The sequence below is a fragment of the Amycolatopsis alkalitolerans genome (assembly GCF_006152065.1).
Taxonomy (GTDB): Bacteria; Actinomycetota; Actinomycetes; order Mycobacteriales; family Pseudonocardiaceae; genus Amycolatopsis_E; species Amycolatopsis_E alkalitolerans.
Window position 1 is genome coordinate 1 of record NZ_VDFW01000048.1, and the last position, 22,863, is coordinate 22,863.

The following is a 22,863-nucleotide window of genomic DNA, read 5'->3' on the forward strand; positions in this document are numbered from 1 at the left end:
CATCGTGAAAGCCGCACTCACCCTGACCCATTTTGAACATCGAATGATCAAATGAAAGTCGTTGAGATCACGTCAATGGGATCGATTGCGAAATAGGACAACCGGTCGTTGGAGGTGATCATGGCAGTAGCCAGGCCGGCGGGAATCCTTCCGCCGACTGCGAGGCCGCCGAGTTGCCCGAGTCCACGTGCAAGTTGTTTTACTGCGTAACCGGGGGTTCTGGTTCCTTTGCACTCAAGTGCCCGGATCCGGTACCGATGGCGGTCTCAGGGATCGGTGGCGATGAGGAGATAGTCAGGGCGCTGGGTCCCGACCGTCCGGACTGCGCGCCGTGCTCCTCCCGCGAAGGCATAGCGGTCATCGAGGGCGGCATCTATGTCGACGATGCTGATCGGAACGCCGGCTGCACCCGTCCGCTTGGTCCAATGGATGGCCAAGAGGACACCGAACGCGATCCCCATTTCTTCGGAGGCTACCCGTCGCTGGTTGCCGACGATTCGGCAGCCAGCTTCGCTCACCTTGAGTGCTGGCACCGGATCCTTGGTCTTCAGCAAGTCAAAGAAGCCCAGGTAGCGCAACAGTCCCCATTGCACGTACATGTCAGGCAGATCGTCTTGGTAGCGCGGTCGTGTCACAAGAGAAAGCAGATGCAGCGCTTCGAACGGTCGAACTTCGACGCTGTCTGTCAGGCCGTCCGCCGGCGACAGTACTTTGGGGGAGGCGACGAAATCCGGTGCCTTCATGACGCGTGTGAGAAGGTCGTGATCGCTTTTCCCGCGCAGCTGGACACGCGAACTGACGATCTCTATCGCCCGGTCAAGATCCACGCCTCAGTGTGACAGCCATCCGCGGAGCGGCTACGTCACCACCCGCGCTCGCGCCACTCCGTCAGCTTCGGCCGTTCCGCGCCCAGCGTCGAGTCGTCCCCATGGCCGGGGTAGAACCACGTCTCGTCCGGCAGCACGTCGAAGATCCGCGTCTGGACGTCGTCGATGAGCGACTGGAAGTCCTCGGGTGACGTCGTCCGGCCGACCCCGCCGGGGAACAGGGAGTCGCCGGTGAACAGGTGGGGCGGGCCATCGGGATCGCGGTACAGCAAGGCGATCGACCCCGGCGTGTGGCCGCGCAGGTGGATCACCTCCAGCACACAGTCCCCGGCCGACACCGTGTCGCCCTGTGACAGCAGGAAGTCCGGCGGCACCGGGAGCGGCTCCGCGTCCAGCGGATGCGCGGCCGTGTTGGCGCCGTTCGCTCCCGCGACCGCGCCGAGCGCCTGCCAGTGGTCACCATGCTGGTGCGTGGTCACGATCGTGCGCAGCGCCGGCCGGTCCGGGCCGTGGCCGATCAGGTCGGAGATGCGCTCGGGATCGGCCGCCGCGTCGATCAGCAGCGCCTCGTTGTTCGCCCGGCACACCAGCAGGTACGTGTTGTTGTCCATCGGGCCGACGGACAGCTTGGTGATGGTCAGCGCCCCGAGCGTGCGCCGCGCGGCGTCACCGCCCGGTTCGACGTGCCCGGTGTAATCCTCCACGACGTTCACCCGCCACACGGTAGTCGGCCCGCCTCGGACGGCTCCACCCGTTCAGCTCCGTCTCAGATTCATAACGTAACCTCACCTGCCGTCGCCGTCACCGAAGGAAGCCCGTGCCCCGTCCCGCCTCGCGCAAGATCAGCTGGGATGCGGTCCGTGTGGTCGCGGTGGTCGCGGTGATGCTGGGGCACATCACGCATCAGGGTCCGCTGGCCCATCCCGAACTCGGCGGCTACCCGTTCCGGGACACGGCCCAGTTCGGCGCCGCCGCGCTCATGGTGATCTCCGGCTACTTCGTCTGCCAGACGATCCGCCGCGGCGGCACGGGCCGCTGGCTGTGGAAGAAGATCGCCCGCCTGCTGCCGTCGTACGTGATCGCCGCGGTGGCCACCTACCTGGTCATGCGGTTCGCCGGCGCGGCCTTCGGCGGCCAGAGCTTCGGCAGCGGCTGGTTCGACACCCTCTTCGGCCCCACCACCGACGGCATCGTGTGGAAGACCACCTGGTACGTCCCGGTGGGCAGGGACCTGCTGATCAACCTGTTCATGGTGCAGGGCTGGGATCCGGCGTTCATCTGGCTCGACGGCTCGTACTGGACGCTGCCCGTGCAGCTCGCGGTGTTCACCGCCGCCGCGCTGCTGTGGGCCGGCACCCCGTGGTTCCGCGGCACCCGCCAGGCCGGGCTGCTCGCCTGGGGACTGGTCGTCCTCCCGCTCTTCGTGCGGTTCGTGCTGATCGGCGCGGACAACCCCGCCCGGTGGGCCTATGGCGCCGTGTTCGGCCTCGGCCTGCACCGGACGCACGCGTTCGCCGCGGGGATCGGGATCTGGTTGTGGGCGCGGGGCCGGGTGAGCGGTCGCCGGCTCGCGCTGCTGCTGGCCGCCGTCGTCTGCGCACAGGATCTGCACGTCTACCCCCATGGCATGGCGCTGCCCACCGATCCGGCGCGCCTGCCGTCGGACCTCGGGTTCGCCGCCATGCTGCTGCTCATCTGCGCCGCGGCGAAGGGCCGCGACTGGTCGTTCCTGCGGCCGCTGGCCCCGGCGATCACTTGGCTCGCCGGAATCTCCTACTGCGTCTACCTGCTGCACCAGGAACTGGGCTATGTCCTGGCCCGCCTGCTGGCCGACGCCGGCGTCCCGGGCTGGGTCCGGCTGCCGATCGTGCTCGTGGCGGCGGTACTCGCGGGCTGGGGGCTCACTACACTGGTCGAGCGGCCCGCGCACACCTGGCTGACCCGCCCGCACCGGACGACCCCGGCGCCCGAAGACCTGCTCCCACCAGCGGGGAACGGTCCGGCTCCCGTTTCTGTCGGTGGTCCGTCCTAGCATGGGTCGCGGCCGGCTCCGGTGACTCCGCCCGGCCGGGAATCTCCAGCGAAGGGACCTTGGCGTGGCTGATCGCCTCGTTGTACGCGGCGCCCGCGAGCACAATCTCCGTGGCGTCGATCTCGATCTGCCCAGGGACAGCCTGATCGTGTTCACCGGCCTGTCCGGCTCGGGCAAGTCGAGCCTCGCCTTCGACACGATCTTCGCCGAGGGCCAGCGCCGCTACGTGGAATCGCTGTCGGCGTACGCGCGGCAGTTCCTCGGGCAGATGGACAAGCCCGACGTCGACTTCATCGAGGGCCTCTCGCCGGCGGTCTCGATCGACCAGAAGTCCACCTCGCGCAACCCGCGCTCCACCGTCGGCACGATCACCGAGGTCTACGACTACCTGCGGCTGCTCTACGCCCGCGCGGGCAAGGCGCACTGCCCGAAATGCGGTGAGCTGATCAGCAAGCAGACCCCGCAGCAGATCGTCGACCAGGTGCTCGAAATGGAGCCAGGCACCCGGTTCCAGGTCCTCGCGCCGGTCGTGCGCGGCCGCAAGGGCGAGTACCTCGACCTGTTCGCGAACCTGCAGCAGCAGGGGTACTCGCGTGCCCGCGTCGACGGGCAGGTCTATCAGCTGACCGATCCGCCGAAGCTCAAGAAGCAGGAGAAGCACAACATCGGCGTCGTGGTCGACAGGCTCTCGGTCAAGGCGTCCTCGAAGCAACGGCTCACCGATTCGGTCGAGACCGCGTTGCGACTGGCCGACGGGCTGGTCGAACTCGAGTTCGTCGACCTGCCGGAGAACGATCCGCACCGCATCCGAGGCTTCTCCGAGAACCTGGCCTGTCCCAACGGCCACCCGCTCGCCATCGAGGATCTCGAACCCCGCTCGTTCTCGTTCAACTCGCCGTACGGCGCGTGCCCGGAGTGCACCGGTATCGGCATCCGCAAGGAGGTCGACCCGGAGCTCGTGGTCCCGGACGACGAGCTGTCCCTCGGCGAGGGAGCGATCGCACCGTGGTCGGGCGGGCAGAGCGCCGACTACTTCATCCGGTTGCTGGAATCGCTGTCGCAGACCATCGGCTTCCGCATGGACACGCCGTGGCGCAAGCTGCCCGCGAAGGTGCAGAAGGCGGTGCTGCACGGGGTCGACGAGCAGGTGCACGTCCGCTACCGCAACCGGTACGGCCGCCAGCGTTCCTACTACGCGAGCTTCGAGGGCGTGATCCCGTTCCTCGAGCGCCGGCTCGACCAGACCGAGTCGGAGTACATGCGCGAGCGGTACGAGGGCTACATGCGCGAGGTGCCCTGCCCCGCGTGCCAGGGCGCCCGGCTCAAGCCCGAGATCCTCGCCGTCACCCTCGAGCACGCCGAGTACGGCGACCGCTCCATCGCCGAGGTCTGCGCGCTCTCGATCGAGGAATCCTCGGAGTTCCTCGAAGGGCTGCACCTCGACGAGCGCCAGGCCATGATCGCGGGCGCGGTGCTCAAGGAGATCCAGGCGCGGCTGCGCTTCCTGCTCGACGTCGGGCTGAACTACCTCTCGCTCGACCGCGCCGCCGGCACGCTGTCCGGTGGTGAGGCGCAGCGCATCCGGCTCGCCACGCAGATCGGCTCCGGTCTGGTGGGGGTGCTGTACGTGCTGGACGAGCCGTCGATCGGCCTGCACCAGCGGGACAACCACCGCCTGATCGAGACGCTCACCCGGCTGCGGGATCTGGGCAACACGCTCATCGTCGTCGAGCACGACGAGGACACGATCCGGTCGAGCGACTGGGTCGTGGACATCGGGCCCGGCGCCGGCGAGCACGGCGGCCAGGTCGTCCACAGTGGACCGTACAAGAAGCTGATGCGCAGCAAGGAGTCGCTCACCGGCCAGTACCTGTCGGGCCGGCGCGTCATCCCGGTGCCGGCGATCCGCCGCCCGGCCGACCGCAAGCGCCAGCTGACGGTGGTCGGCGCGCGCGAGCACAACCTGCGCGGGGTGGACGTGTCGTTCCCGCTGGGCTGCCTCGTATCGGTCACCGGCGTGTCGGGCTCGGGCAAGTCGACGCTGGTCAACGACATCCTCGCGACGGTGCTGGCGAACAAGCTCAACGGTGCGCGCCAGGTGCCGGGCCGGCACACCCGGGTGCGCGGGCTCGACCAGGTGGACAAGCTCGTGCGGGTGGACCAGTCGCCGATCGGCCGCACCCCGCGGTCCAACCCGGCGACCTACACCGGCGTGTGGGACCACGTCCGGAAGCTGTTCGCGGCCACCACTGAGGCGAAGGTGCGCGGCTACCAGCCGGGCCGGTTCTCGTTCAACGTCAAGGGCGGCCGCTGCGAGGCCTGCGCCGGGGACGGCACGATCAAGATCGAGATGAACTTCCTGCCCGATGTCTACGTCCCGTGCGAAGTGTGCAAGGGAGCGCGGTACAACCGCGAGACCCTCGAGGTGCACTACAAGGGCAAGACCGTGTCGGACGTGCTGGACATGCCGATCGAGGAGGCCGCCGGGTTCTTCGAGCCGATCAAGGCGATCCACCGGCATCTGCAGACGCTGGTGGACGTCGGGCTCGGTTACGTGCGGCTCGGGCAGCCCGCGCCGACACTGTCCGGTGGGGAGGCGCAGCGTGTGAAGCTCGCGAGCGAGCTGCAGAAGCGGTCCACCGGCAAGACCGTGTACGTGCTGGACGAGCCGACGACCGGGCTGCACTTCGAGGACATCAGCAAACTGCTCGACGTGATCAACGGGCTGGTCGACAAGGGCAACACGGTGATCGTGATCGAGCACAACCTCGACGTGATCAAGACTTCCGACTGGATCGTCGACATGGGCCCGGAGGGTGGTTCCGGCGGCGGCACCATCGTCGCCGAGGGCACTCCCGAGCAGGTAGCGGCGATCGAGGAGAGCCACACCGGGCAGTTCCTGAAGACGGCGCTGGGCTGATCCGAGAGGCGCCCAGCCGCGCCAGGATCGTGCCAGCCGACGGCGCGGTGTGAACCGGACGGCCTAGCGTCTCGTTACTCGAGTGTGGCCCCGGTCACCGCCGACTGGGGTCGGCGCTGGGAGGTGCCCATGACTCGCCGTTCACTCCTGCTCGTCCCGGCCGCAGCCGGCCTGCTCATGGTCGGCGCGTGCGCCGGCACGACCACCGCGCCGCCCGCGCCCGCCACGTCGGCAGGCGGTGTCGCGCGCACCGACCTCGCGGTGGCGCAGTCGACGTCGCTCGGTCCGATCGTGACCGACTCCGCGGGACGCACCCTCTACCGTTTCGACCGTGACTCCGCGGCTCCCCCGACGTCGAACTGCTTGGGGGCCTGCGCGTCGGCGTGGCCCCCGGCCGTGGTGAGTTCGGCGACGCCGTCCGCCACCGGGATCGCCCCGGGCCTGGTCGGCACGATCAAGCGCGCCGACGGCACGCTGCAGCTGACCCTGGGCGGCTGGCCGCTGTACGGGTTCGAGAAGGACACCGCGGCCGGCCAGACGAACGGGCAGGGGGTCGTGGGATTCGGTGCGGCTTGGTACGCCGTGACCCCGCAAGGGACCAAGGCCAGCGCGAGCACACCGTCCCCGTCGACCTCGGCGGGCGGCTATGGATATTAATCGGCATACTTTCGGCGTGCCGCACAACAGTTACCGGTTTCGCGACACGTGGGTGATCGGGGCGCCCGTGCCCGTGGTGTTCGACGCGGTGGTCGATCTGGAGAACTATCCGCGCTGGTGGCCCGACGTCCGCTCGGTACGCCAGATCGACGAGGACACCGCGGAGCTGGTCTGCCGGGCAAGCCTGCCCTACGGTCTGACGATCCGGATGCGCCGAGCGGAGCAGAACGAGTCCACGGGCCGGCTGCGGGTACATCTCGACGGTGACCTCGAGGGTCTGCTCGCCGCGTCGATCCTGCGGCACCCGGCCGGTTCGACGCTCGAGATCGTCCAGCAGGTCGTGGTGCGCAAACCTCTGCTTCGCCGCCTCTCGCCGGTGGCGCGCCCGCTGTTCCGGCTCAACCACGCGCTGATGATGCGGCGTGGCCTGACGGGTTTGCGGGCGCGCCTGGCGTAAGCCGGCTTCAGGCGAGTGCCCCGGCCTTCGGGCGTTCCTCGTCCGGTTCGCGCACCGGGGCTTCGTCGAGGAGCGTCGTCTCGTTGAACGGCTCGCGCCCGGAGAGCACCTCGGCCGCCTTGGCGCGGTCGAACTCCCTGGTCCAGCTACCGATCAGCACCGTCGCGACCGCATTGCCCGCGAAGTTGGTCAGCGCCCGCGCCTCCGACATGAACCGGTCGATACCGAGGATGAACCCGACGCCGCCGACCAGGTCGGGCCGGTGCGCCTGGAGCCCGCCGGCGAGCGTCGCGATCCCCGCGCCGCTGACCCCGGCGGCGCCCTTCGACGCGATGACCATGAACACCAGCAACGAGATCTGCGCGCCGACCGACAGCGGGCTGCCCTGAGCCGAGGCGATGAACAGCGTCGCCATGGTCAGGTAGATCGCGGTGCCGTCGAGGTTGAACGAGTAGCCGGTCGGCACGGTGATGCCAGTGACCGAGCGGCTCACGCCGAGATGCTGCATCTTCGCGATCAGCCGCGGCAGCGCCGACTCCGAGGAAGAGGTCGACACGATCAGCAGGAACTCGCGGCCGAGGTAGCGCAGCAGGCTGAACACGTTGATCCGTGCGCCGAACCACAGGACCGAGCCGAGCACCACGAACACGAACACGAGGCAGGTCAGGTAGAACCCGATCATCACCACGAGCAGGCTGCGCAGCGCCGCCAGCCCGGTGTTGCCGACCACGGCCGCGATCGCGCCGAACGCGCCGACCGGGGCGGCCCACATGATCATCGACAGGATCCGGAATACCAGCTTCTGGATGTACTCGACGCCGCGCAGGATCGGCTTGCCCGCGGGGCCCAGCTTCTGCAGCGCGAAACCGGCGAGCAGCGCGACCAGCAGCGTCTGCAGCACCGAACCCTCGGTGAACGCCGAAAGCAGCGATTCGGGGATGATCCCGAGCAGGAAGTCCGTGCTGCCCTCGCCGCCGGCGGCCTGCTGGTGCGCCTTGCTCGCGGCCGCGGGGTCGAGGTGCAGGCCCGCGCCGGGGTGCAGCAGGTTGCCCACGACAAGCCCGATGACCAGCGCGATCGTGGACATCACCAGGAAGTACCCGATCGCCATCAGGCCGACCTTGCCGACCTTGGCCGCCTTGGCGACCGAGCCGACGCCCAGCACGATGGTGCAGAAGATGATCGGCGAGATCATCATCTTGATCAGGTTGACGAACCCGGTGCCCAGCGGCGAAAGGCCCTTGGCGAACCCGGGGGCGGCGAACCCGACGATGATGCCCGCGAGTACCGCGACGACGACCGCCACATACAGCAGGTGGATCCGGTTGCCCTGCCGGGGTGCGGCGTCGGCGGATGGCGTTGTCGGCACCCTTGCCTCCAATGGGGACAGGCGCGCCTTCACCGGCGCGGCTCAGCAGAGGACTATGCGGGCCTCCCCGCGCCAGGTCACCCTTGTGTTCATTGAGTTCGCACTTCGTCGAGCAGCGGCGTGGCCGGATCGGTATCGGTCGTCACAGTAGAGTCGGGGGATGAGAAACCGGCGCTGGAGCCTCGCCCGGCAGCTCCTGCTGGTGCAGGTCGCCGGGTTCGCCGTCCTGGTCGCCGTCGGCGCCGGGCTCGCCTTGGCCGACGCCTCGCGCGCCGCGGACCAGCGTGCCACGGACGAAGTCGTCGCGGTGTCGCATACGATCGCCGCCACTCCGTCTGTCCTGAGTGCACTGTCCACACCAGACCCGAGTGCGCTGCTGGAGCCGTACGCCCTGCGTGTCCAGCAGGACACCGGCGTCGACTTCATCACGATCATGACCCCCGAAGGTATCCGCTACACCCACCCGAACCCGGCCCTGATCGGTCAGCGGTTCCTCGGCAACACCGCCGCGGCGCGCGCGGGCGGCACCCTGGTCGAGACCTACACCGGCACGCTCGGCCCGTCGATGCGTGCCGTCGTCCCGGTCTTCGACGGCCCGCGGGTCGCGGCACTCGTCGCGGTGGGCATCAAGATCGAGGCGATCTCCACGGAACTCACCGCGCGCCTGGTCCGGCTCGCCGCCGCGGCGGGCGCGCTGCTCGTGGTGGGCATCGCGGGCAGCGTGTTCGTCAGCTCCCGGCTCAAGCGGCAGACGCGCGGCCTCGCGCCCGCCGAGCTGAGCAGCGTCTTCGCCTACTACGAGGCGACATTGCACGCGGTCAGGGAAGGGCTCGTACTGCTCGATCCCAGCGGGCGGGTCGTGCTGTGCAACGACGGAGCCCGCGAACTGCTCGGGCTCAGCGACGACCCGGCCGGAAAGCCTGTCGCCGCACTCGGCCTGCCGCCCCCACTGGCGGCCGCGTTCGCGGCAAAGGAGACGAGGACCGACGAGATCCACGTCACCGACTCGCGCGTGCTCGTGGTCAGCACCGCTCCCGTGCACGAGGCGCGGCGCGTCCGGGGCACGGTCGTGACCTTGCGCGACCACACCGACCTGCAGCTCCTGACCGGCGAGCTCAACACGACGCGCGGGCTCGCCGAGTCGTTGCGCTCGCAGGCGCACGAGGCCGCGAACCGGCTGCACACCGTCGTGTCGCTGGTCGAGATGGGCCGGGCGGCCGAAGCCGTGGAGTTCGCGACCGCCGAACTGGAGATCGCCCAGCGCCTGACCGACCAGGTCGTCGGCGCGGTCTCCGAACCGGTGCTGGCCGCGCTGCTGCTCGGCAAGGCGGCCGAGGCCGGCGAGCGCGGGGTCGAGCTGACGCTGACCGAGGACACGGCCCTCGCCGAACTCGATCTCGAACCCCGGGATCTGGTGACAGTGCTGGGCAACCTGATCGACAACGCGATCGACGCGGCCGTCGACAACGCCGACTCGGCGCGGCCGCGGGTCACCGTGACCGTGCGTTCCGATGAGGACGATCTCGTGCTGCGGGTCGCCGACAGCGGCAAGGGGGTCGCGAACGCCGCCGCGAGCGCGGTGTTCCAGCGCGGCTGGTCGACGAAACCGCAGGCCGGTCCGGTCGGGCACGGCCTCGGGCTCGCCCTCGTCGGCCAGGTCGCCCGCCGCTACCACGGCGAGGTCACACTGGCCAACGACGGCGGCGCGGTCTTCACCGTCCGGCTGCCGCTGCGGCAGGGAGTGGCCCGATGATCATGGTGCTGGTCGTCGAGGACGATCCGGTCGCCGCCGAGGCGCACCGGCAGTACGTGGAGCGCGTCGCCGGGTTCGCCGTCGCCGGGGTCGTCCATTCTGGTGGCGAAGCGTTGCGGTTCCGCGAGCGCCACGCCGTCGATCTCGTGCTGCTCGACTTCTACCTGCCCGACACGCACGGGCTCGCGGTCTGCCGTGCCCTGCGCGCGTCCGGGAGCGCGGCGGACGTCATCGCCGTGACCTCGGCGCGCGACCTGGCCGTGGTGAAAGCCGCCGTGTCGGTCGGGGTGGTGCAGTACCTGCTCAAGCCGTTCGCGTTCGCGTCGCTCCGGGAGAAGCTCGAAACCTACGCGCGGTTCCGTGAGAGCGCCGGGGAAGCAGCGGACCAGACCGAGGTCGACCGCGCGATCGCGACGCTGCGGGCGCCGGGCCAGGGCCCGCTGCCGAAGGGGATGAGCGCGGAGACGCTCGAGGCGATCGCCGCGGCGCTGCGCACGGAGCCCGGGGGAATGCCCGCCGGGGCCGCGGCGCGGGCGACCGGCGTCGCCCGGGTGACGGCCCGGCGGTACCTGGAGTACCTGGCCGACAGCGGGCTCGCGAGACGCGAACCACACTACGGTCAGGTGGGCAGACCGGAGGTTTGGTACGTGACGGTGGGCGGATCTGGTTAACGCCGGCCGCTTCCCCGCCGCCACCCTCGGCGGACACGCTCCGCGTGCCAGTACTCTCCCTGGCATGACCCAGGGATATCCACAGCAGTCACCGCAGTTCCCGATCCTGCTGTCCACAATGAACGATTTGCCCGGCTACAAGGTGGTCCGGGTGTTCGGTGAGGTCTTCGGCCTCACGGTCCGCAGCCGGAACATGTTCTCCACGATGGGCGCCGGCTTCAAGGCGATGGCGGGCGGTGAGCTCAAAGGTCTGTCCAAACTGCTCTCCGACTCCCGGTACGAGGCGCTGGGCCGGCTCGCGCAGGAGGCGATGAACCATGGCGCGAACGCCGTGCTCGCGCTGCGTTTCGACTGCAACGAGATCGCGCAGACGGCGAGCGAGATCGCGGCCTACGGCACCGCGGTGTACGTCATGCCCGACGGAGCCGAGCACGCTCAGCAGGCCGCCCCGCAGCAGCAGGCCGCACCCGCCCAGCAGTACCAGCAGCCCACTCCGCAGCAGTACCAGCAGCAGGCCTACCCCCAGCAGTGACGACCTCGCCACCCCGAACGCCCCCCGGCCCCTGAGCGTCTCGCCGACCGCCGGCCCGAAGTAACGCGAGACGATCCACAACCCGCCGTCGTTGACGTGGGAGGCGATGATCGACCCGGCCGAGGCGACCACCAGCGGCGCGTGCTGTGCCAGCGAGTAGCCGAGCTTGGCGACGGGCGGCGCGACGATCCCGCTCGTGGTCACGATCGTCACAGTCGCCGCGCCCTGCGCGATCCGCAGCCCGTAACGGATCACGTAGGCGGCGAGGATCACCGGCAGGCCCGCCTGGTGGAGCGAATCGGCGACCGCCTTGCCGATCTCGTTGACGAAGACGTAGGGGATGCCCTCGGCGTGCCGCCGTGGGGCGTCGAAGGGCGCCCCAGGCGTGGGGGCGGTCGCCGACGAGCAGCCCCACCGTCCGAACCGGACTCTTCCATGGCTTGCATGTCGATGAACTGGGCGCCAGCACGAGCTCACCCGACTCGATCACCCACTTTCCGGCCGGTGTGCCGTCGGCGATCCGTGCTCCGCGAAGCACAGTGTCCACTATGGATTCTTGCAGACGACGGTCTCGCCTTCGACCACGGGGATGAGCTGCTATTTGTCGAACACCCACCCAGTCACCGACCCGAAAGGGCGAATCCGCGGGCAGCGCGGGAAGGAATGCTGATCGTTCATGGCGGTCACCGTGTGACCGGTGAGCCGGCCGGTGACGCGGTCGCGCCGGAACAGTTGCGGCTCCGGCGGTCCCTCGTCGAACGACGCGTCGCGCTTGCCGATCGTCGGCAGCCGAGATCGCCGGTGGGCTTCGAAGTCACCTGCGCCCACGCGCGCGAGGCCGGTGGAACCTGTCGCGCAGCGGTGCGATCCCGCGGCAAAGCCGTCGTCGTGGGTGAGACAGGCGCCGCTGCGCAGGACGGCCAGCTCGGCGGCGACCTGGATCGCAGTCGCCTCGTCGCGGGCCTCCGGTGCGGCCGCCGTCCCACACAGTTCGACGAGCACGTCGAGCGGCCGTCCGGTCGCGCGCAGGGCCGCGGTCATCAGCCCGACGGAGCGAACCGAGTCGGCGCAGCAGCTGAACTCGATGCGCCACACGCCGTACTCGATCTGGCGCGCGAACAGTTGTGGCGCCATCGTCGCCTTGCGGCGCGAGGTGGACGCCGCGCCTGGCGCACCAGCCGGCCATCGTGCGGAGGTTGTGTTCCACGGCGCCGCCGTCGAGCATGACGACCGCCCCGACGAAGCTTTCATCGAAGAGGTTGAGCCGTCCCGCAGGGCCGCGAGCGCGTCCGGGTTCGCTGAGGCCATCAGGGCTCCGTTGCGTATTGCGCAATTTTCATTGCGTAGAACGAGAGCGACAGATGTAGCATCACCGTTCGTGCGGGTCAACGGGAACGGTTCGTGAGCCAGAGCCTGGATCGCGGGCTGACCGCGCTCGCCGACGGCGCGGACACGCTCGAAGCGCGGCATTTCGTGCGCCGCGAAGGTCCGCGTCACTACCGGCTGGGCAGTGCGCTGTTCGACCAGGCCAACGGCGCGCTCGAAGGCGTCGGCATCCCGAGCGCCGCGGCCCCGGCGGTCGCCGAACGCAACGCCCGCACCGGCCACACCGCGCACCTGGCCACGTGCGAGGACCACGACAGCCTGCTGGCGCTGCAACCGGATCTGACGTCGACGGCGACGGACGCCTCCGTCCACAGTGGATGGACGGGACAGTGAGAGAGGGAGAATCGATGGCGAAGGTCGCGATCAGCACCGAGAACGCGCCGCAACCGGCGGCGGCGTATTCCCAGGGGTCGCGCAAGGGGAACATCCTGCAGGTGGCCGGCCAGGTCCCCATCGACCCGGAGACGGGCAAGATCGTGGGCACCACCGTCGGCGAGCAGGCTCGGCAGGTGCTCGCGAACGTCGGGGCGGTGCTCGAAGCGGCGGGTTCCGGCTTCGGCGACGTCGTGATGGTGCGGGTGTACCTGACCGACTCGGCGCATTTCGCGGAGTTCAACGAGGTCTACAACGAGGTGATGAAGGAGCCCTACGCGGCCCGCACCACGGTCTACGTCGGCCTGGCGCCGGGGCTGCTGGTGGAAATCGACGCCCTCGCCGTCCTGGACTGAGCCGCCGGGTCAGGCCACGGGCCCGGTGAACTTCTCGCCAGGGCCCTGGCCTGGTGCGTCGGGTACGGCCGAGGCTTCGCGGAAGGCGTTCTGCAGCGATTGCAGCCCGTCCCGGAGCGGGGCGGCGTGCAGGCCCAGGTACTCCGCGGAAGCGGTGACCAGCCCCGCGAGCGCGGTGATGAGCCGCCGCGCCTCGTCGAGGTCGCGGTGCGGGCTCGTGTCCGGATCGGCGTCGGCCAGCCCGAGCCGTCCGGCGGCGGCCGACATCAGCATCACCGCCGCCCGGCTGATGACCTCTACGCTGGGAATGTCCTCCAATTCGCGCGTGCCCGGGGAATTCTCGGGCCGCGAGGAAGCGTTGTAACTCACATCTGCTACCCTTCCACGTGCGACCAGCCTCCGAGCGATCGGGGGCGGCAAGTGGAGCCCCGCTCCCACCCGTGTTGCCGAACCAGGCGGCCGGGTCCGGTCTCGCCACTGGTGAAGTGGCGAAGCGTCCCGCGGACGCGATCGGAACAGGGCCCCGCATTACCGGCGTAGCAGCTGGTGACGGGGCCCGTGGTATGTGGGCACCAGGTCGAGCAGGCTACACAATTTCCTCGGACCAAGGAGGCCACATCAGCTCCGAGACACGCATCAATGACCGCATCCGCGTTCCCGAGGTCCGGCTCGTCGGACCCAACGGTGAGCAGGTCGGTATCGTCCGGATCGAGGATGCGCTCCGGCTCGCCCAGGAGGCGGATCTCGACCTCGTCGAGGTCGCGCCGCAGGCGCGCCCGCCGGTCGCTAAGCTCATGGACTTCGGCAAGTTCAAGTACGAGAGCGCGCAGAAGGCCCGCGAGTCACGCCGCAACCAGCAGCTGACAGTCATCAAAGAGCAGAAGCTGCGTCCGAAGATCGACCAGCACGACTACGAGACGAAGAAGGGGCATGTGTCCCGCTTCCTCTCCGCCGGGAACAAGGTGAAGGTCACCATCATGTTCCGCGGTCGCGAGCAGTCCCGGCCGGAGCTCGGCTTCCGGCTGCTGCAGAAGCTCGCCGACGACGTCCAGGAGCTCGGCTACGTGGAATCGTCGCCGAAGCAGGACGGCCGGAACATGATCATGGTGCTGGCGCCGCACAAGAACGCGAAGGCGAAGGCCAAGGCGGCCAAGGAGCCGGTCGAGTCCTGACGGTCTCGGTCATCCCCGCTCCAGACGCAGTCCGCAGCACACCGGGCGACCGGTGTGCTGCACTTTGAAGGAGAGCAACGAATGCCCAAGATGAAGACGCACAGCGGGACCTCCAAGCGGGTCCGCGTGACCGCCACCGGCAAGCTGCGCCGCCAGAAGGCCGGTCGCCGGCACCTGATGGAGAAGAAGGCCAGCAAGGTCACCCGCCGCCTGGAAGGCACCACCGAGATCGCCAAGAACGACGTGAGCCGGGTCAAGCGGCTCCTCGGGCGCTGAGCTTTCCCAGACTTCGCTGTAAACCCCGGGGTGCTCGCGCGCCCCCTGAGATCGACAGGATGGACCCGTGGCACGCGTCAAGCGGGCGGTCAACGCCCAGAAGAAGCGTCGCGCAACTCTCGAACTGGCCAGCGGCTACCGCGGCCAGCGTTCGCGGCTGTACCGCAAGGCCAAGGAGCAGACGCTCCACTCGCTCAACTACGCCTACCGGGACCGCCGCGCCCGCAAGGGTGACTTCCGCCAGCTCTGGATCACCCGCATCAACGCGGCCGCCCGGCAGAACGGCGTCACCTACAACCGGTTCATCCAGGGCCTCAAGGCCGCCGGCGTCGAGGTCGACCGCAAGGTCCTCGCCGAACTCGCCGTCAACGACGCCGCCGCGTTCGCGGCGCTCGCCGAGGTCGCCAAGCAGAACGTGACGACCGGCGAAGAGAAGAAGTCGGCCTGAGCGCGAACACCACCCGGCCCGGCGTGGAACCGTTCACCCAGCGGTCCCCCCGGGTCGTTGGTGCGCGGCGCCTGACGCGGCGCACCGAACGGGAGAAGGCGGGCCGCTTCCTCGCTGAGGGCGCGAACGCCGTCAGCGCCGCGCTGGAGCGCGAGCGTGGCTTCGTGCACGAGCTGTTCGTGACCACTCGCGCCGGGCAGGCCTATCCGGAACTCGTCACCGCCGCGCGCGCGGCGGGCGCCCGCGTCTCGCCGGTGACCGACCGTGCTGCGGCGAGCCTGTCGGAAACCGTGACCCCGCAAGGCGTCGTCGCGGTCTGCGAACTGCTCGACCGTCCCCTCGAAGGTCTGCTCGCGCCCGCGGCCCAGCTGGTCGCCATCCTCGTGGACGTCGCCGACCCGGGAAACGCGGGCACGGTCATCCGGGTCGCCGACGCCGCCGGAGCCGACGCGGTCATCCTCACCGGCGACAGTGTGGACCCGCACAACGGAAAATGCGTGCGTGCCTCGGCCGGCAGCCTCTTCCACCTGCCGCTGGCCCGGGCCCGTGACACGGACGCCGCCCTTGACGCTTGCCGCACCGCGGGGTTGCGCCTGCTCGGCGCGGACGGCCACGCCGAGACCGCCCTGGATCAGCTTGTCCTGGACGTGCCGGTGGCCTGGGTCTTCGGCAACGAAGCGCACGGGCTGCCCGCCGAAGTGCTCGAATCCGTCGACGAAGGGGTCCGCATCCCGATCTACGGCCGGGCCGAGAGCCTCAACCTCGCGACGGCGGCCGCGGTCTGCCTGTATGGCAGCGCCATGGCCGTGCGCAGGTCGAGCGGCAAATAGCCCGGGGTGACCGGTCGTGACAGAACGCCGGTCGCCTAGAATCCCCCGGTAATCGCTTACGCGTGCTCGGCAGAGCCGCGGAACCGTCCAGCGGACGCTGAGGAGTTATGTCCGGAGCCGATGACAAGCAGGGCACGCGGCCGGCCGAAGAGCTGAAGCCGGAGGCCCTGCGGACCGCGATCGAGAACGCCGAGGCCGAGTTCGCCAAGGCAGCGGACCTCGACGCGCTCGCGGCCGTCAAGCCTGCCCACCTCGGCGACCACTCGCCGTTGTTACTGGCCCGGCGCGCCATCGGCGCGCTGCCCAAGGATCAGAAGGCCGAGACCGGCAAGCGGGTCAACGAGGCCCGCCAGGCGATCCAGGGCGCCTTCGACGCCCGCCGCGCGGTCCTGCAGGCCGAGCGCGACGAGCACGTGCTGCGCGAGGAAGCGGTCGACGTGACGCTGCCGTGGGACCAGGTTCCCCGCGGCGCCCGGCATCCGGTGACGACCATCAGCGAGCGCGTCGCCGACGTCTTCGTCGGCATGGGCTGGGAGGTCGCCGAAGGGCCCGAACTCGAGGCCGAGTGGTTCAACTTCGACGCGCTGAACTTCGGCAAGGACCACCCGGCTCGCCAGATGCAGGACACGTTCTACGTCGGCGAGCCCGGCTCCGGTCTCGTGCTGCGCACGCACACGTCGCCGGTGCAAGCCCGGGCGTTGCTGCACCGCGATCTTCCGGTGTATGTCGTCTGCCCCGGCCGCACCTACCGCACCGATGAGCTGGATTCCACGCACACCCCCGTCTTCTCGCAGGTCGAGGGGCTCGCGGTGGACAAGGGCATCACGATGGCCGACCTCAAGGGCACGCTCGACGCGTTCGCGCGCGCCATGTTCGGGGAGAAGTCGAAGACCCGGCTGCGCCCCCACTTCTTCCCGTTCACCGAGCCCTCGGCCGAGGTGGACGTGTGGTTCGAGGAGAAGAAGGGCGGCCCGGGCTGGGTCGAATGGGGTGGCTGCGGCATGGTGAACCCCAACGTGCTGCGGGCCTGCGGCGTCGACCCGGAGGTGTACTCCGGCTTCGCGTTCGGCATGGGCCTCGAGCGCACCCTGCAGTTCCGCAACGGCATCCCCGACATGCGCGACATGGTCGAGGGCGATGTCCGCTTCACTCTTCCCTTCGGAACGGAGGCATAGTGCGAGTCCCGGTGAGCTGGCTCCTCGAGCATCTCGACGCCGGCGAGGTCGGACCGCAGGAGCTGGCCGACGCCTTCGTCCGGATCGGCATCGAGGTCGAGGACGTGCACCCGCTCGACGAGGTGACCGGGCCGGTGGTGATCGGTCGCGTCGTCGAGATCGAGGAGCTGACCGAGTTCAAGAAGCCCATCCGGTACTGCCGGGTGGAGACCGGGGAAGAGCCGCCCGAGGACGAGGACCCCGAAGAGGAGAACGAGGGCCCGCACGGTATCCGGACCCGCGGCATCGTCTGCGGTGCGGCCAACTTCGTCGAGGGCGACCTGGTCGTCGTCGCGCTGCCCGGCAGCGTGCTGCCCGGCGGGTTCGCCATCGCGCAGCGCAAGACCTACGGCCACATCAGCGACGGCATGATCTGCTCCGCCCGCGAGCTGGGCCTCGGCGACGACCACACCGGGATCCTGGTGCTGCCGTCGTCCACCGCTTCGCCCGGTGACGACGCGCGCGACGTGCTCGGCCTCAACGACACCGTGCTCGACGTCGTGCCGACCCCTGACCGCGGTTACGCGCTGTCGGTCCGTGGACTGGCGCGCGAGCTCGCCTGCGCGTTCGACGTGCCCTTCGGCGACCCGGCCGCGCTCGATCTGCCGGAACCCGAAGGCGAGGCGTGGCCGGTCCGGATCGAGGACGAAGACGGCTGCCGCCGGTTCGTGCTCCGCCGGGTGACCGGTCTGGACGCCACCGCGCCCACCCCGTGGTGGATGCGCCGCCGGCTGCTGCTGGCCGGTATCCGGTCCATCTCGCTGGCCGTGGATGTCACCAACTACGTGATGCTCGAGCTCGGCCACCCGCTGCACGCCTTCGACACCAGCTCGGTGAAGGGCGATCTCGTGGTCCGGCGCGCCGAACGGGGCGAGAAGCTCGCCACCCTCGACGAGGTCGAGCGCACGCTCGACCCGGACGACATCGTGATCGTCGATGACAGCGGGGTGATCTCGCTGGCCGGCACGATGGGCGGCGCGAGCACGGAGATCAGCCCGGAGAGCACCGATGTCCTCATCGAGGCGGCCCACTGGGATCCGGCGTCGATCAGCCGCACCGCGCGGCGGCACAAGCTGTTCTCCGAGGCCGCCAAACGGTTCGAGCGGTTCACCGATCCGGGGTTGTGCGCCGCCGCGGTCGAACTCGCCGCGCGCATGCTGCGCCGCTACGGCGAGGGCAGCATCCAGCCGGGCCGCACCGATGTCGGCCACGTCGAGCCGATGGCACCCGTGACCATGCCGATCGACCTGCCCGACCGTGTGGCCGGTATCCGCTACGAGCGCGGCGTGACCGTCCGCCGCCTTGGCCAGATCGGCTGCAAGGTCCAGGTCGGCACCTCCGACGAGGGCGCGACACTGGTCATCGCCGTGCCACCGAGCTGGCGTGGCGACCTGCTGCAACCGGCCGACCTCGTGGAGGAGGTGCTGCGGCTCGAGGGCTACGACAGCATCCCGTCGACACTCCCGGCGGCACCGGCCGGCGCCGGCCTCACCGAGACCCAGCGCCGTCGCCGTACCGTCTCGCGTGCGCTGGCCGAGGCCGGCTACGTCGAGGTGCTGCCGTTCCCGTTCATGTCCGCCGCGACGTGGGACGCCTTCGGCCTGGCCGAGGACGACGTGCGCCGCCACACCGTGCCGGTGCGGAACCCGCTCGAGGCCGACAAGGACCAGATGGCCAGCTCGCTGCTGCCGGGACTGCTGGAAACCTTGCAGCGCAACGTTTCCCGCGGTTTCCGGGATCTCTCGCTGTTCCACATCGGGCAGGTCGTCCTGCCGGGCGCGAGCCCGGTCCCGGTGCCCGAGCTAGGCGTCGAGCACCGGCCGGGCGACGACGAGCTGGCGCAGCTCGAGGCCGCGGTGCCGGCGCAGCCGCTGCACGTCGCCGTGGTGCTGGCCGGACAGCATGTCCGTTCCGGCTGGTGGGGCGAGGGCCAGCAGGCGAGCTGGGCCGATGCTGTCCAGGCCGCCCGGACGGTCGGCGCCGCCGCCGGGATCCAACTGCACGTCCGCGCCGCGGACCTGGCGCCGTGGCACCCCGGCCGCTGCGCCGAACTGCTCGCCGGCGACTGGCCGGTGGGGCACGCGGGTGAGCTGCACCCGAAGGTCGTGGAGGCACTCGGCCTGCCCAAGCGGACCGTGGCCATGGAACTCGACCTGGACGCGATCCCACTGCCCGACGACCGTCCCGCCCCGGCGGTTTCGCCGTATCCGCCGGTGCTGCTGGACATCGCACTCGTCGTGGACGCCAAGGTGCCGGCGGCGGAGCTGGCCGAGGCAGTCACCGCCGGCGGCGGTGACCTGCTCGAGAACGTCACCCTCTTCGACGCCTACAGCGGCGACCAGGTCGGCGAAGGGAAGCGCTCCCTGGCCTTCAAGCTGCGCTTCCGCGCGGCGGACCGGACGCTCACCGTCGAAGAGGCCACCAAGGCCCGTGACGCGGCGGTCGCCGAGGCCGGTTCCCGGTTCGGCGCGGTCCTGCGCGGCTGAGCAGGTGGGGGCGCTCATGCCGGGCGCCTCCCGCCGCGTCACCGCGGGACGTGCTTGAGCGCCTCCCGCACCGACAGCGGCGCAAGCCCCGGATGCTCGTCGACGAACCGGCGGACCCAGCCCGGATCCACCCGCGAGTGCTGCCGCAGGGCCCAGCCGATTCCCTTGCGCAGGAAGAAGTCGCGCTCCCCGATGCTCGCTTCGATCGCGAACGTCAGCAGCTCCAGGTCGGTCCGGTCCTTCGCGCCCAGCTGGCAGATGATCGCCGTGCGCCGGCGCCAGAGGTCCGGGTCGACCGCCCATTTCCGCATGAGCGGGCCCACCACGGCGGGTTCGGCACGCAGGATCGGCCCGACGCGGCGCGCGGCGATCTCGTCGACGAAGTCCCACCAGGCTCCCGTCACGATCATCTCTTCGTAGAGCGGGAGCAGACTGCTGTCCTGCCAGCGGGCGGAGGCCCGATACCCGGTCAGATCGATCGCGACATAGCGCTCCTCGCGGAATTCCGCCTCCCGCCAGAGTTTTTCGACCGCACCGACGAAGGCGCCCCGATCCGGTAACGGATATCCCGCGAACAGGCGCCGCGTCACTGCCTGCCGCTGCGGCTTCGGCACCCCGTAGAACGGCATCGCTGATTTCATGTAACGGCGCATTTCGGGCGCCTTCACCGGATCCGCCACGGCCGCGAGCTCCGTACGGACAGCGCTCACCAGCTCGTCCACTTTGTCCACCTTCGCAGATTAGCGGGAAGTACCGACGGAAGTCGGGTGGCGGAAACGTTCGAGATCCGAGAAGTTGTGACGAACCAGCACAACGGAAACGCGCAGGAAAAGGACCAAAGTGAACAAAGTCTTCTCTACGGTCGCCGCGGCCGGCCTGCTCGCCGGCCTCGTGGTGGCGGCACCCGCGGCGGCTGCCGCGCCCGACTTCGACCCGGCGCCGATCGCGTGGGGCGCATGCACCTCGCCCAGCTTGCAGAAGGCCGGCGCCCAGTGCGGCTTCCTCCAGGTGCCGCTGGACTATGCCAATCCCTCCGGCGCCAAGATCTCGCTCGCCGTCTCGCGGGTCCGGCACACCACCGCCCAGTCGCAGGGCGTCATGCTGGTGAACCCCGGCGGCCCGGGAGGTTCGGGCCTTGGCCTTTCCGTGCTGGGCAAGTACGTGCCGAACCACGCCGGAGACTCCTACGACTGGATCGGCTTCGACCCGCGCGGCGTCGGCGCCAGCAAACCGGCATTGTCGTGCGACCCGGGCTACTTCGGCTACGACCGGCCGGGCTATGTGCCGAACACCCCGCAGCTGGAGCAGACCTGGCTCGCGTCTTCGAAGGCGTACGCGCTCGCGTGCGCCAAGAACGGGCCGTTGCTCGAACATATGAAGACGACCGACTCGGCGCGAGACATGGAGTCGCTGCGGAAGGCGCTCGGCCAGCGGCAGATCAACTACTACGGCTTCTCCTACGGCACCTACCTCGGCCAGGTGTACTCGACGCTCTACCCCCAGCGGGTGCGCCGGATGGTGCTCGACAGCAACGTGGACCCGCGCAAGGTCTGGTACGAGGCGAACCTGGGCCAGGACGTCGCCTTCGATCGCAACATCAAGATCTACTTCGACTGGATCGCCAAGTACGACAACGTCTACCACCTCGGCACCTCGGGCGACGCCGTCGAAGACCTCTGGTACGCCGAGCAGAAGAAGCTCGCGCAGCACCCGGCAGGCGGCGTGATCGGGCCGGACGAGTGGAGCGACATCTTCCTGCAGGCCGGGTACTACCGGTTCGGCTGGGAGGACATGGCGAAGGCGTTCTCCGGCTGGGTGCACGACGGCGACTGGCAGACGCTCAAGAAGCTCTACGACAACACCGACACCCCGGGCGACGACAACAATTTCGCCGTCTACAACGCGGTGCAGTGTACGGACACGCAGTGGCCGACGAGCTGGAACAAGTGGCGCGCCGACAACTGGGCGACCTACTATCGCGCGCCGTTCGAGACCTGGGGCAACGCCTGGTACAACGCGCCCTGCCTGTTCTGGCCGGCGAAGGCGGGCACGCCGGTCACGATCAACGGGGCCAAGGTGGCCGGCGCCCTGCTGATCGACGAGGAGCTCGACGCGGCCACCCCGTTCGCGGGCAGCCTGCAGGTGCGCAAGCTCTACCCGGCTTCCAGCCTGATCGCCGAGCCCGGCGGCACGACGCATGCCGACTCTCTCTCGGGCGACGCGTGCGTGGACGACCAGGTGGCGGACTACCTGGCGACGGGCAAGCTGCCCGCGCGCAAACCGGGCAACGGCCCGGACGCGATCTGCGCTCCGCTGCCGGACCCGGTACCCGCGCAGCCCTGATCGCATCGCACGCACGACCTTCGCCGCTCCGGTGTTCGCGCCGACGCGGCGTTGTCGGTTCTGCCTGTTCATGAGCTCCTCGGTCGGCTCGGAGTGATCATGCGGACACGCTACGTCGGGGGTCCGACAATTTCGGAGCGCGACCGGTCAGGAGCGGTCGGTGACGAAAATTGTCGGAGGGTGTCGCTAGCGTCTGCGGCATGAACATCATCGAAGAGCACCGGAGCAAGGTCCGGGCCGGAGAGAACAGCTATTCCATCGAGGTCACGGCGCTGCCCGGCGGTGACGAGCCCGACCGGCTGATCGTGAGCGTCAGCGGTGCGGGTCCGCAGGGTGAGTCCGTCGCGGACGGGCAGCCCGAGGTCGCGTCGACGGCCGCGGCCGCGCTGGGCTCGGTCCTGTCGGAGACGCTGCGGCATCACGTCGCGATAACTGAGCCGGGAGCGCGAAGAACGCGGGCTCGCCCCGCCAGTCAAGGCCGCCCGTGGAATCCCGACCTCGATGGCGAACTCGAGCGCCGCTGGGTAGAGGGGCAGTCGGTCGAGGAGATCGCGGTCCACTTCGAGCGCAGCCCGGGCGGGATCCGGGCGCGGCTGCCGAGGGTGGGCTGCGATCCGGAGCGGCCGGGTGAATACCTGCCCGCGCCGCCCAGCCAGCGAACGGAAGGGGACGTTCCCGAGGAGCCGTGACCGAGCGCTGACCGTGCCGTGCGTTCGGGGCGGAGCTCAGCCCCGAACGGACGGTGACTGCGGGCCCGATTGA

22 protein-coding genes and 2 pseudogenes are annotated in these 22,863 nt (G+C 69.7%); 17 read left to right on the forward strand and 7 right to left on the reverse strand.

Translation table 11 applies throughout. The features are described from left to right. Positions 1–266: 266 nt before the first annotated feature. Positions 267–827 (reverse strand): hypothetical protein, encoded by a 561-nt coding sequence (locus tag FG385_RS31870; protein WP_139100526.1) that lies wholly within the window; start codon positions 825–827, stop codon positions 267–269. Between the two features lie 35 nt (positions 828–862). Beyond that, the gene (locus FG385_RS31875; protein WP_139100527.1) at positions 863–1,540 is read right to left on the reverse strand and encodes an MBL fold metallo-hydrolase; all 678 of its coding nucleotides are present in this window, start codon (positions 1,538–1,540) and stop codon (positions 863–865) included. Between the two features lie 104 nt (positions 1,541–1,644). On the opposite strand from FG385_RS31875, the gene FG385_RS31880 reads away from it, so the two are divergent. The 4 genes from FG385_RS31880 to FG385_RS31895 all read left to right on the forward strand — a co-directional run bounded on the left by FG385_RS31880 (position 1,645) and on the right by FG385_RS31895 (position 6,893). Then, positions 1,645–2,859 carry an acyltransferase family protein gene (locus tag FG385_RS31880; RefSeq protein WP_235022917.1) on the forward strand — a complete coding sequence of 405 codons (1,215 nt, stop codon included), beginning with the start codon at positions 1,645–1,647 and terminating at the stop codon, positions 2,857–2,859. A 64-nt stretch (positions 2,860–2,923) separates the two neighbouring features. Further along, positions 2,924–5,779, forward strand: coding sequence for an excinuclease ABC subunit UvrA (gene uvrA / locus FG385_RS31885; RefSeq protein ID WP_139100528.1), 2,856 nt, complete (start codon positions 2,924–2,926; stop codon positions 5,777–5,779). Between the two features lie 129 nt (positions 5,780–5,908). Next, a complete protein-coding gene (locus FG385_RS31890) occupies positions 5,909–6,436 on the forward strand; it encodes a hypothetical protein (protein WP_139100529.1) in 528 nt (175 codons plus the stop codon). Continuing rightward, positions 6,426–6,893: an SRPBCC family protein gene (locus FG385_RS31895; protein WP_139100530.1), complete on the forward strand. Its 468-nt coding sequence runs from the start codon at positions 6,426–6,428 to the stop codon at positions 6,891–6,893. Before FG385_RS31890 ends, FG385_RS31895 begins: the two co-directional genes overlap by 11 nt. 7 nt (positions 6,894–6,900) lie before the next feature. On the opposite strand, the gene FG385_RS31900 is transcribed toward FG385_RS31895, so the two are convergent. After that, the gene (locus tag FG385_RS31900) at positions 6,901–8,214 is read right to left on the reverse strand and encodes a cation:dicarboxylate symporter family transporter (protein WP_139100557.1); all 1,314 of its coding nucleotides are present in this window, start codon (positions 8,212–8,214) and stop codon (positions 6,901–6,903) included. A gap of 208 nt (positions 8,215–8,422) precedes the next feature. Here FG385_RS31900 and FG385_RS31905 point away from each other — a divergent pair, with 208 nt between their 5' ends. From FG385_RS31905 to FG385_RS35160, 3 genes are all read left to right on the forward strand, one after another. After that, a complete protein-coding gene (locus FG385_RS31905) occupies positions 8,423–10,015 on the forward strand; it encodes a sensor histidine kinase (protein WP_139100531.1) in 1,593 nt (530 codons plus the stop codon). After that, positions 10,012–10,686, forward strand: coding sequence for a response regulator (locus tag FG385_RS31910; RefSeq protein ID WP_139100532.1), 675 nt, complete (start codon positions 10,012–10,014; stop codon positions 10,684–10,686). Before FG385_RS31905 ends, FG385_RS31910 begins: the two co-directional genes overlap by 4 nt. 64 nt (positions 10,687–10,750) lie before the next feature. Continuing rightward, the gene (locus tag FG385_RS35160; RefSeq protein ID WP_235022919.1) at positions 10,751–11,218 is read left to right on the forward strand and encodes a YbjQ family protein; all 468 of its coding nucleotides are present in this window, start codon (positions 10,751–10,753) and stop codon (positions 11,216–11,218) included. Here FG385_RS35160 and FG385_RS35165 read toward each other — a convergent pair. Continuing rightward, positions 11,189–11,536 (reverse strand): annotated as a pseudogene (locus tag FG385_RS35165) (GntT/GntP/DsdX family permease); the annotation flags it as partial. The gene FG385_RS35160 and the pseudogene FG385_RS35165 overlap by 30 nt on opposite strands. Before the next feature lie 228 nt (positions 11,537–11,764). Further along, positions 11,765–12,485, reverse strand: a pseudogene (locus FG385_RS31920) (hypothetical protein); the annotation flags it as partial. Between the two features lie 134 nt (positions 12,486–12,619). Between FG385_RS31920 and FG385_RS31925 the strand changes: the two are divergent. Both FG385_RS31925 and FG385_RS31930 read left to right on the forward strand, forming a co-directional pair. After that, complete coding sequence (locus FG385_RS31925) at positions 12,620–12,937, forward strand: IclR family transcriptional regulator (RefSeq protein ID WP_407645577.1); 318 nt, start codon at positions 12,620–12,622, stop codon at positions 12,935–12,937. A 14-nt stretch (positions 12,938–12,951) separates the two neighbouring features. Next, a complete protein-coding gene (locus FG385_RS31930; protein WP_139100535.1) occupies positions 12,952–13,332 on the forward strand; it encodes a RidA family protein in 381 nt (126 codons plus the stop codon). Positions 13,333–13,341: 9 nt separating this feature from the next. Here FG385_RS31930 and FG385_RS31935 read toward each other — a convergent pair whose 3' ends face one another. Further along, entirely contained in the window at positions 13,342–13,701 is a 360-nt protein-coding gene (locus FG385_RS31935; protein ID WP_139100536.1) for a DUF1844 domain-containing protein, read from the reverse strand. A 194-nt stretch (positions 13,702–13,895) separates the two neighbouring features. Here FG385_RS31935 and infC point away from each other — a divergent pair, with 194 nt between their 5' ends. The 6 genes from infC to pheT all read left to right on the forward strand — a co-directional run bounded on the left by infC (position 13,896) and on the right by pheT (position 19,758). Continuing rightward, positions 13,896–14,504, forward strand: coding sequence for a translation initiation factor IF-3 (gene infC, locus FG385_RS31940; protein WP_139100537.1), 609 nt, complete (start codon positions 13,896–13,898; stop codon positions 14,502–14,504). A gap of 81 nt (positions 14,505–14,585) precedes the next feature. Beyond that, positions 14,586–14,780: a 50S ribosomal protein L35 gene (rpmI, locus tag FG385_RS31945; RefSeq protein ID WP_139100538.1), complete on the forward strand. Its 195-nt coding sequence runs from the start codon at positions 14,586–14,588 to the stop codon at positions 14,778–14,780. Positions 14,781–14,847: 67 nt separating this feature from the next. After that, positions 14,848–15,228 carry a 50S ribosomal protein L20 gene (gene rplT, locus FG385_RS31950; protein WP_139100539.1) on the forward strand — a complete coding sequence of 127 codons (381 nt, stop codon included), beginning with the start codon at positions 14,848–14,850 and terminating at the stop codon, positions 15,226–15,228. A gap of 23 nt (positions 15,229–15,251) precedes the next feature. Beyond that, positions 15,252–16,058, forward strand: a complete 807-nt coding sequence (locus FG385_RS31955; protein ID WP_139100540.1) for a TrmH family RNA methyltransferase — start codon at positions 15,252–15,254, stop codon at positions 16,056–16,058. Positions 16,059–16,165: 107 nt separating this feature from the next. Further along, positions 16,166–17,233 (forward strand): phenylalanine--tRNA ligase subunit alpha, encoded by a 1,068-nt coding sequence (gene pheS, locus FG385_RS31960; protein WP_139100541.1) that lies wholly within the window; start codon positions 16,166–16,168, stop codon positions 17,231–17,233. Beyond that, positions 17,233–19,758 (forward strand): phenylalanine--tRNA ligase subunit beta, encoded by a 2,526-nt coding sequence (gene pheT, locus FG385_RS31965; protein ID WP_139100542.1) that lies wholly within the window; start codon positions 17,233–17,235, stop codon positions 19,756–19,758. The genes pheS and pheT overlap by 1 nt, the downstream gene beginning before the upstream one ends. 38 nt (positions 19,759–19,796) lie before the next feature. Here pheT and FG385_RS31970 read toward each other — a convergent pair whose 3' ends face one another. Further along, positions 19,797–20,489: a DNA alkylation repair protein gene (locus FG385_RS31970; RefSeq protein WP_139100543.1), complete on the reverse strand. Its 693-nt coding sequence runs from the start codon at positions 20,487–20,489 to the stop codon at positions 19,797–19,799. Positions 20,490–20,598: 109 nt separating this feature from the next. On the opposite strand from FG385_RS31970, the gene FG385_RS31975 reads away from it, so the two are divergent. Together FG385_RS31975 and FG385_RS31980 are read left to right on the forward strand one after the other, a co-directional pair. Next, complete coding sequence (locus tag FG385_RS31975) at positions 20,599–22,101, forward strand: alpha/beta hydrolase (RefSeq protein WP_139100544.1); 1,503 nt, start codon at positions 20,599–20,601, stop codon at positions 22,099–22,101. Between the two features lie 200 nt (positions 22,102–22,301). Then, positions 22,302–22,790 carry a helix-turn-helix domain containing protein gene (locus FG385_RS31980; protein WP_139100545.1) on the forward strand — a complete coding sequence of 163 codons (489 nt, stop codon included), beginning with the start codon at positions 22,302–22,304 and terminating at the stop codon, positions 22,788–22,790. Positions 22,791–22,863: the final 73 nt, after the last annotated feature.

Excerpts from the sequence above, each read along its gene's own strand:
- rpmI (WP_139100538.1), top strand. The coding sequence starts at position 14,586 with ATGCCCAAGATGAAGACGCACAGCGGGACCTCCAAGCGGGTCCGCGTG.
- pheS (WP_139100541.1), top strand. The coding sequence starts at position 16,166 with ATGTCCGGAGCCGATGACAAGCAGGGCACGCGGCCGGCCGAAGAGCTG.
- FG385_RS31895 (WP_139100530.1), top strand. The coding sequence starts at position 6,426 with ATGGATATTAATCGGCATACTTTCGGCGTGCCGCACAACAGTTACCGG.
- FG385_RS31910 (WP_139100532.1), top strand. The coding sequence starts at position 10,012 with ATGATCATGGTGCTGGTCGTCGAGGACGATCCGGTCGCCGCCGAGGCG.
- infC (WP_139100537.1), top strand. The coding sequence starts at position 13,896 with ATGTGGGCACCAGGTCGAGCAGGCTACACAATTTCCTCGGACCAAGGA.
- FG385_RS31905 (WP_139100531.1), top strand. The coding sequence starts at position 8,423 with ATGAGAAACCGGCGCTGGAGCCTCGCCCGGCAGCTCCTGCTGGTGCAG.
- FG385_RS31890 (WP_139100529.1), top strand. The coding sequence starts at position 5,909 with ATGACTCGCCGTTCACTCCTGCTCGTCCCGGCCGCAGCCGGCCTGCTC.
- FG385_RS31980 (WP_139100545.1), top strand. The coding sequence starts at position 22,302 with ATGAACATCATCGAAGAGCACCGGAGCAAGGTCCGGGCCGGAGAGAAC.
- FG385_RS35160 (WP_235022919.1), top strand. The coding sequence starts at position 10,751 with ATGACCCAGGGATATCCACAGCAGTCACCGCAGTTCCCGATCCTGCTG.
- FG385_RS31930 (WP_139100535.1), top strand. The coding sequence starts at position 12,952 with ATGGCGAAGGTCGCGATCAGCACCGAGAACGCGCCGCAACCGGCGGCG.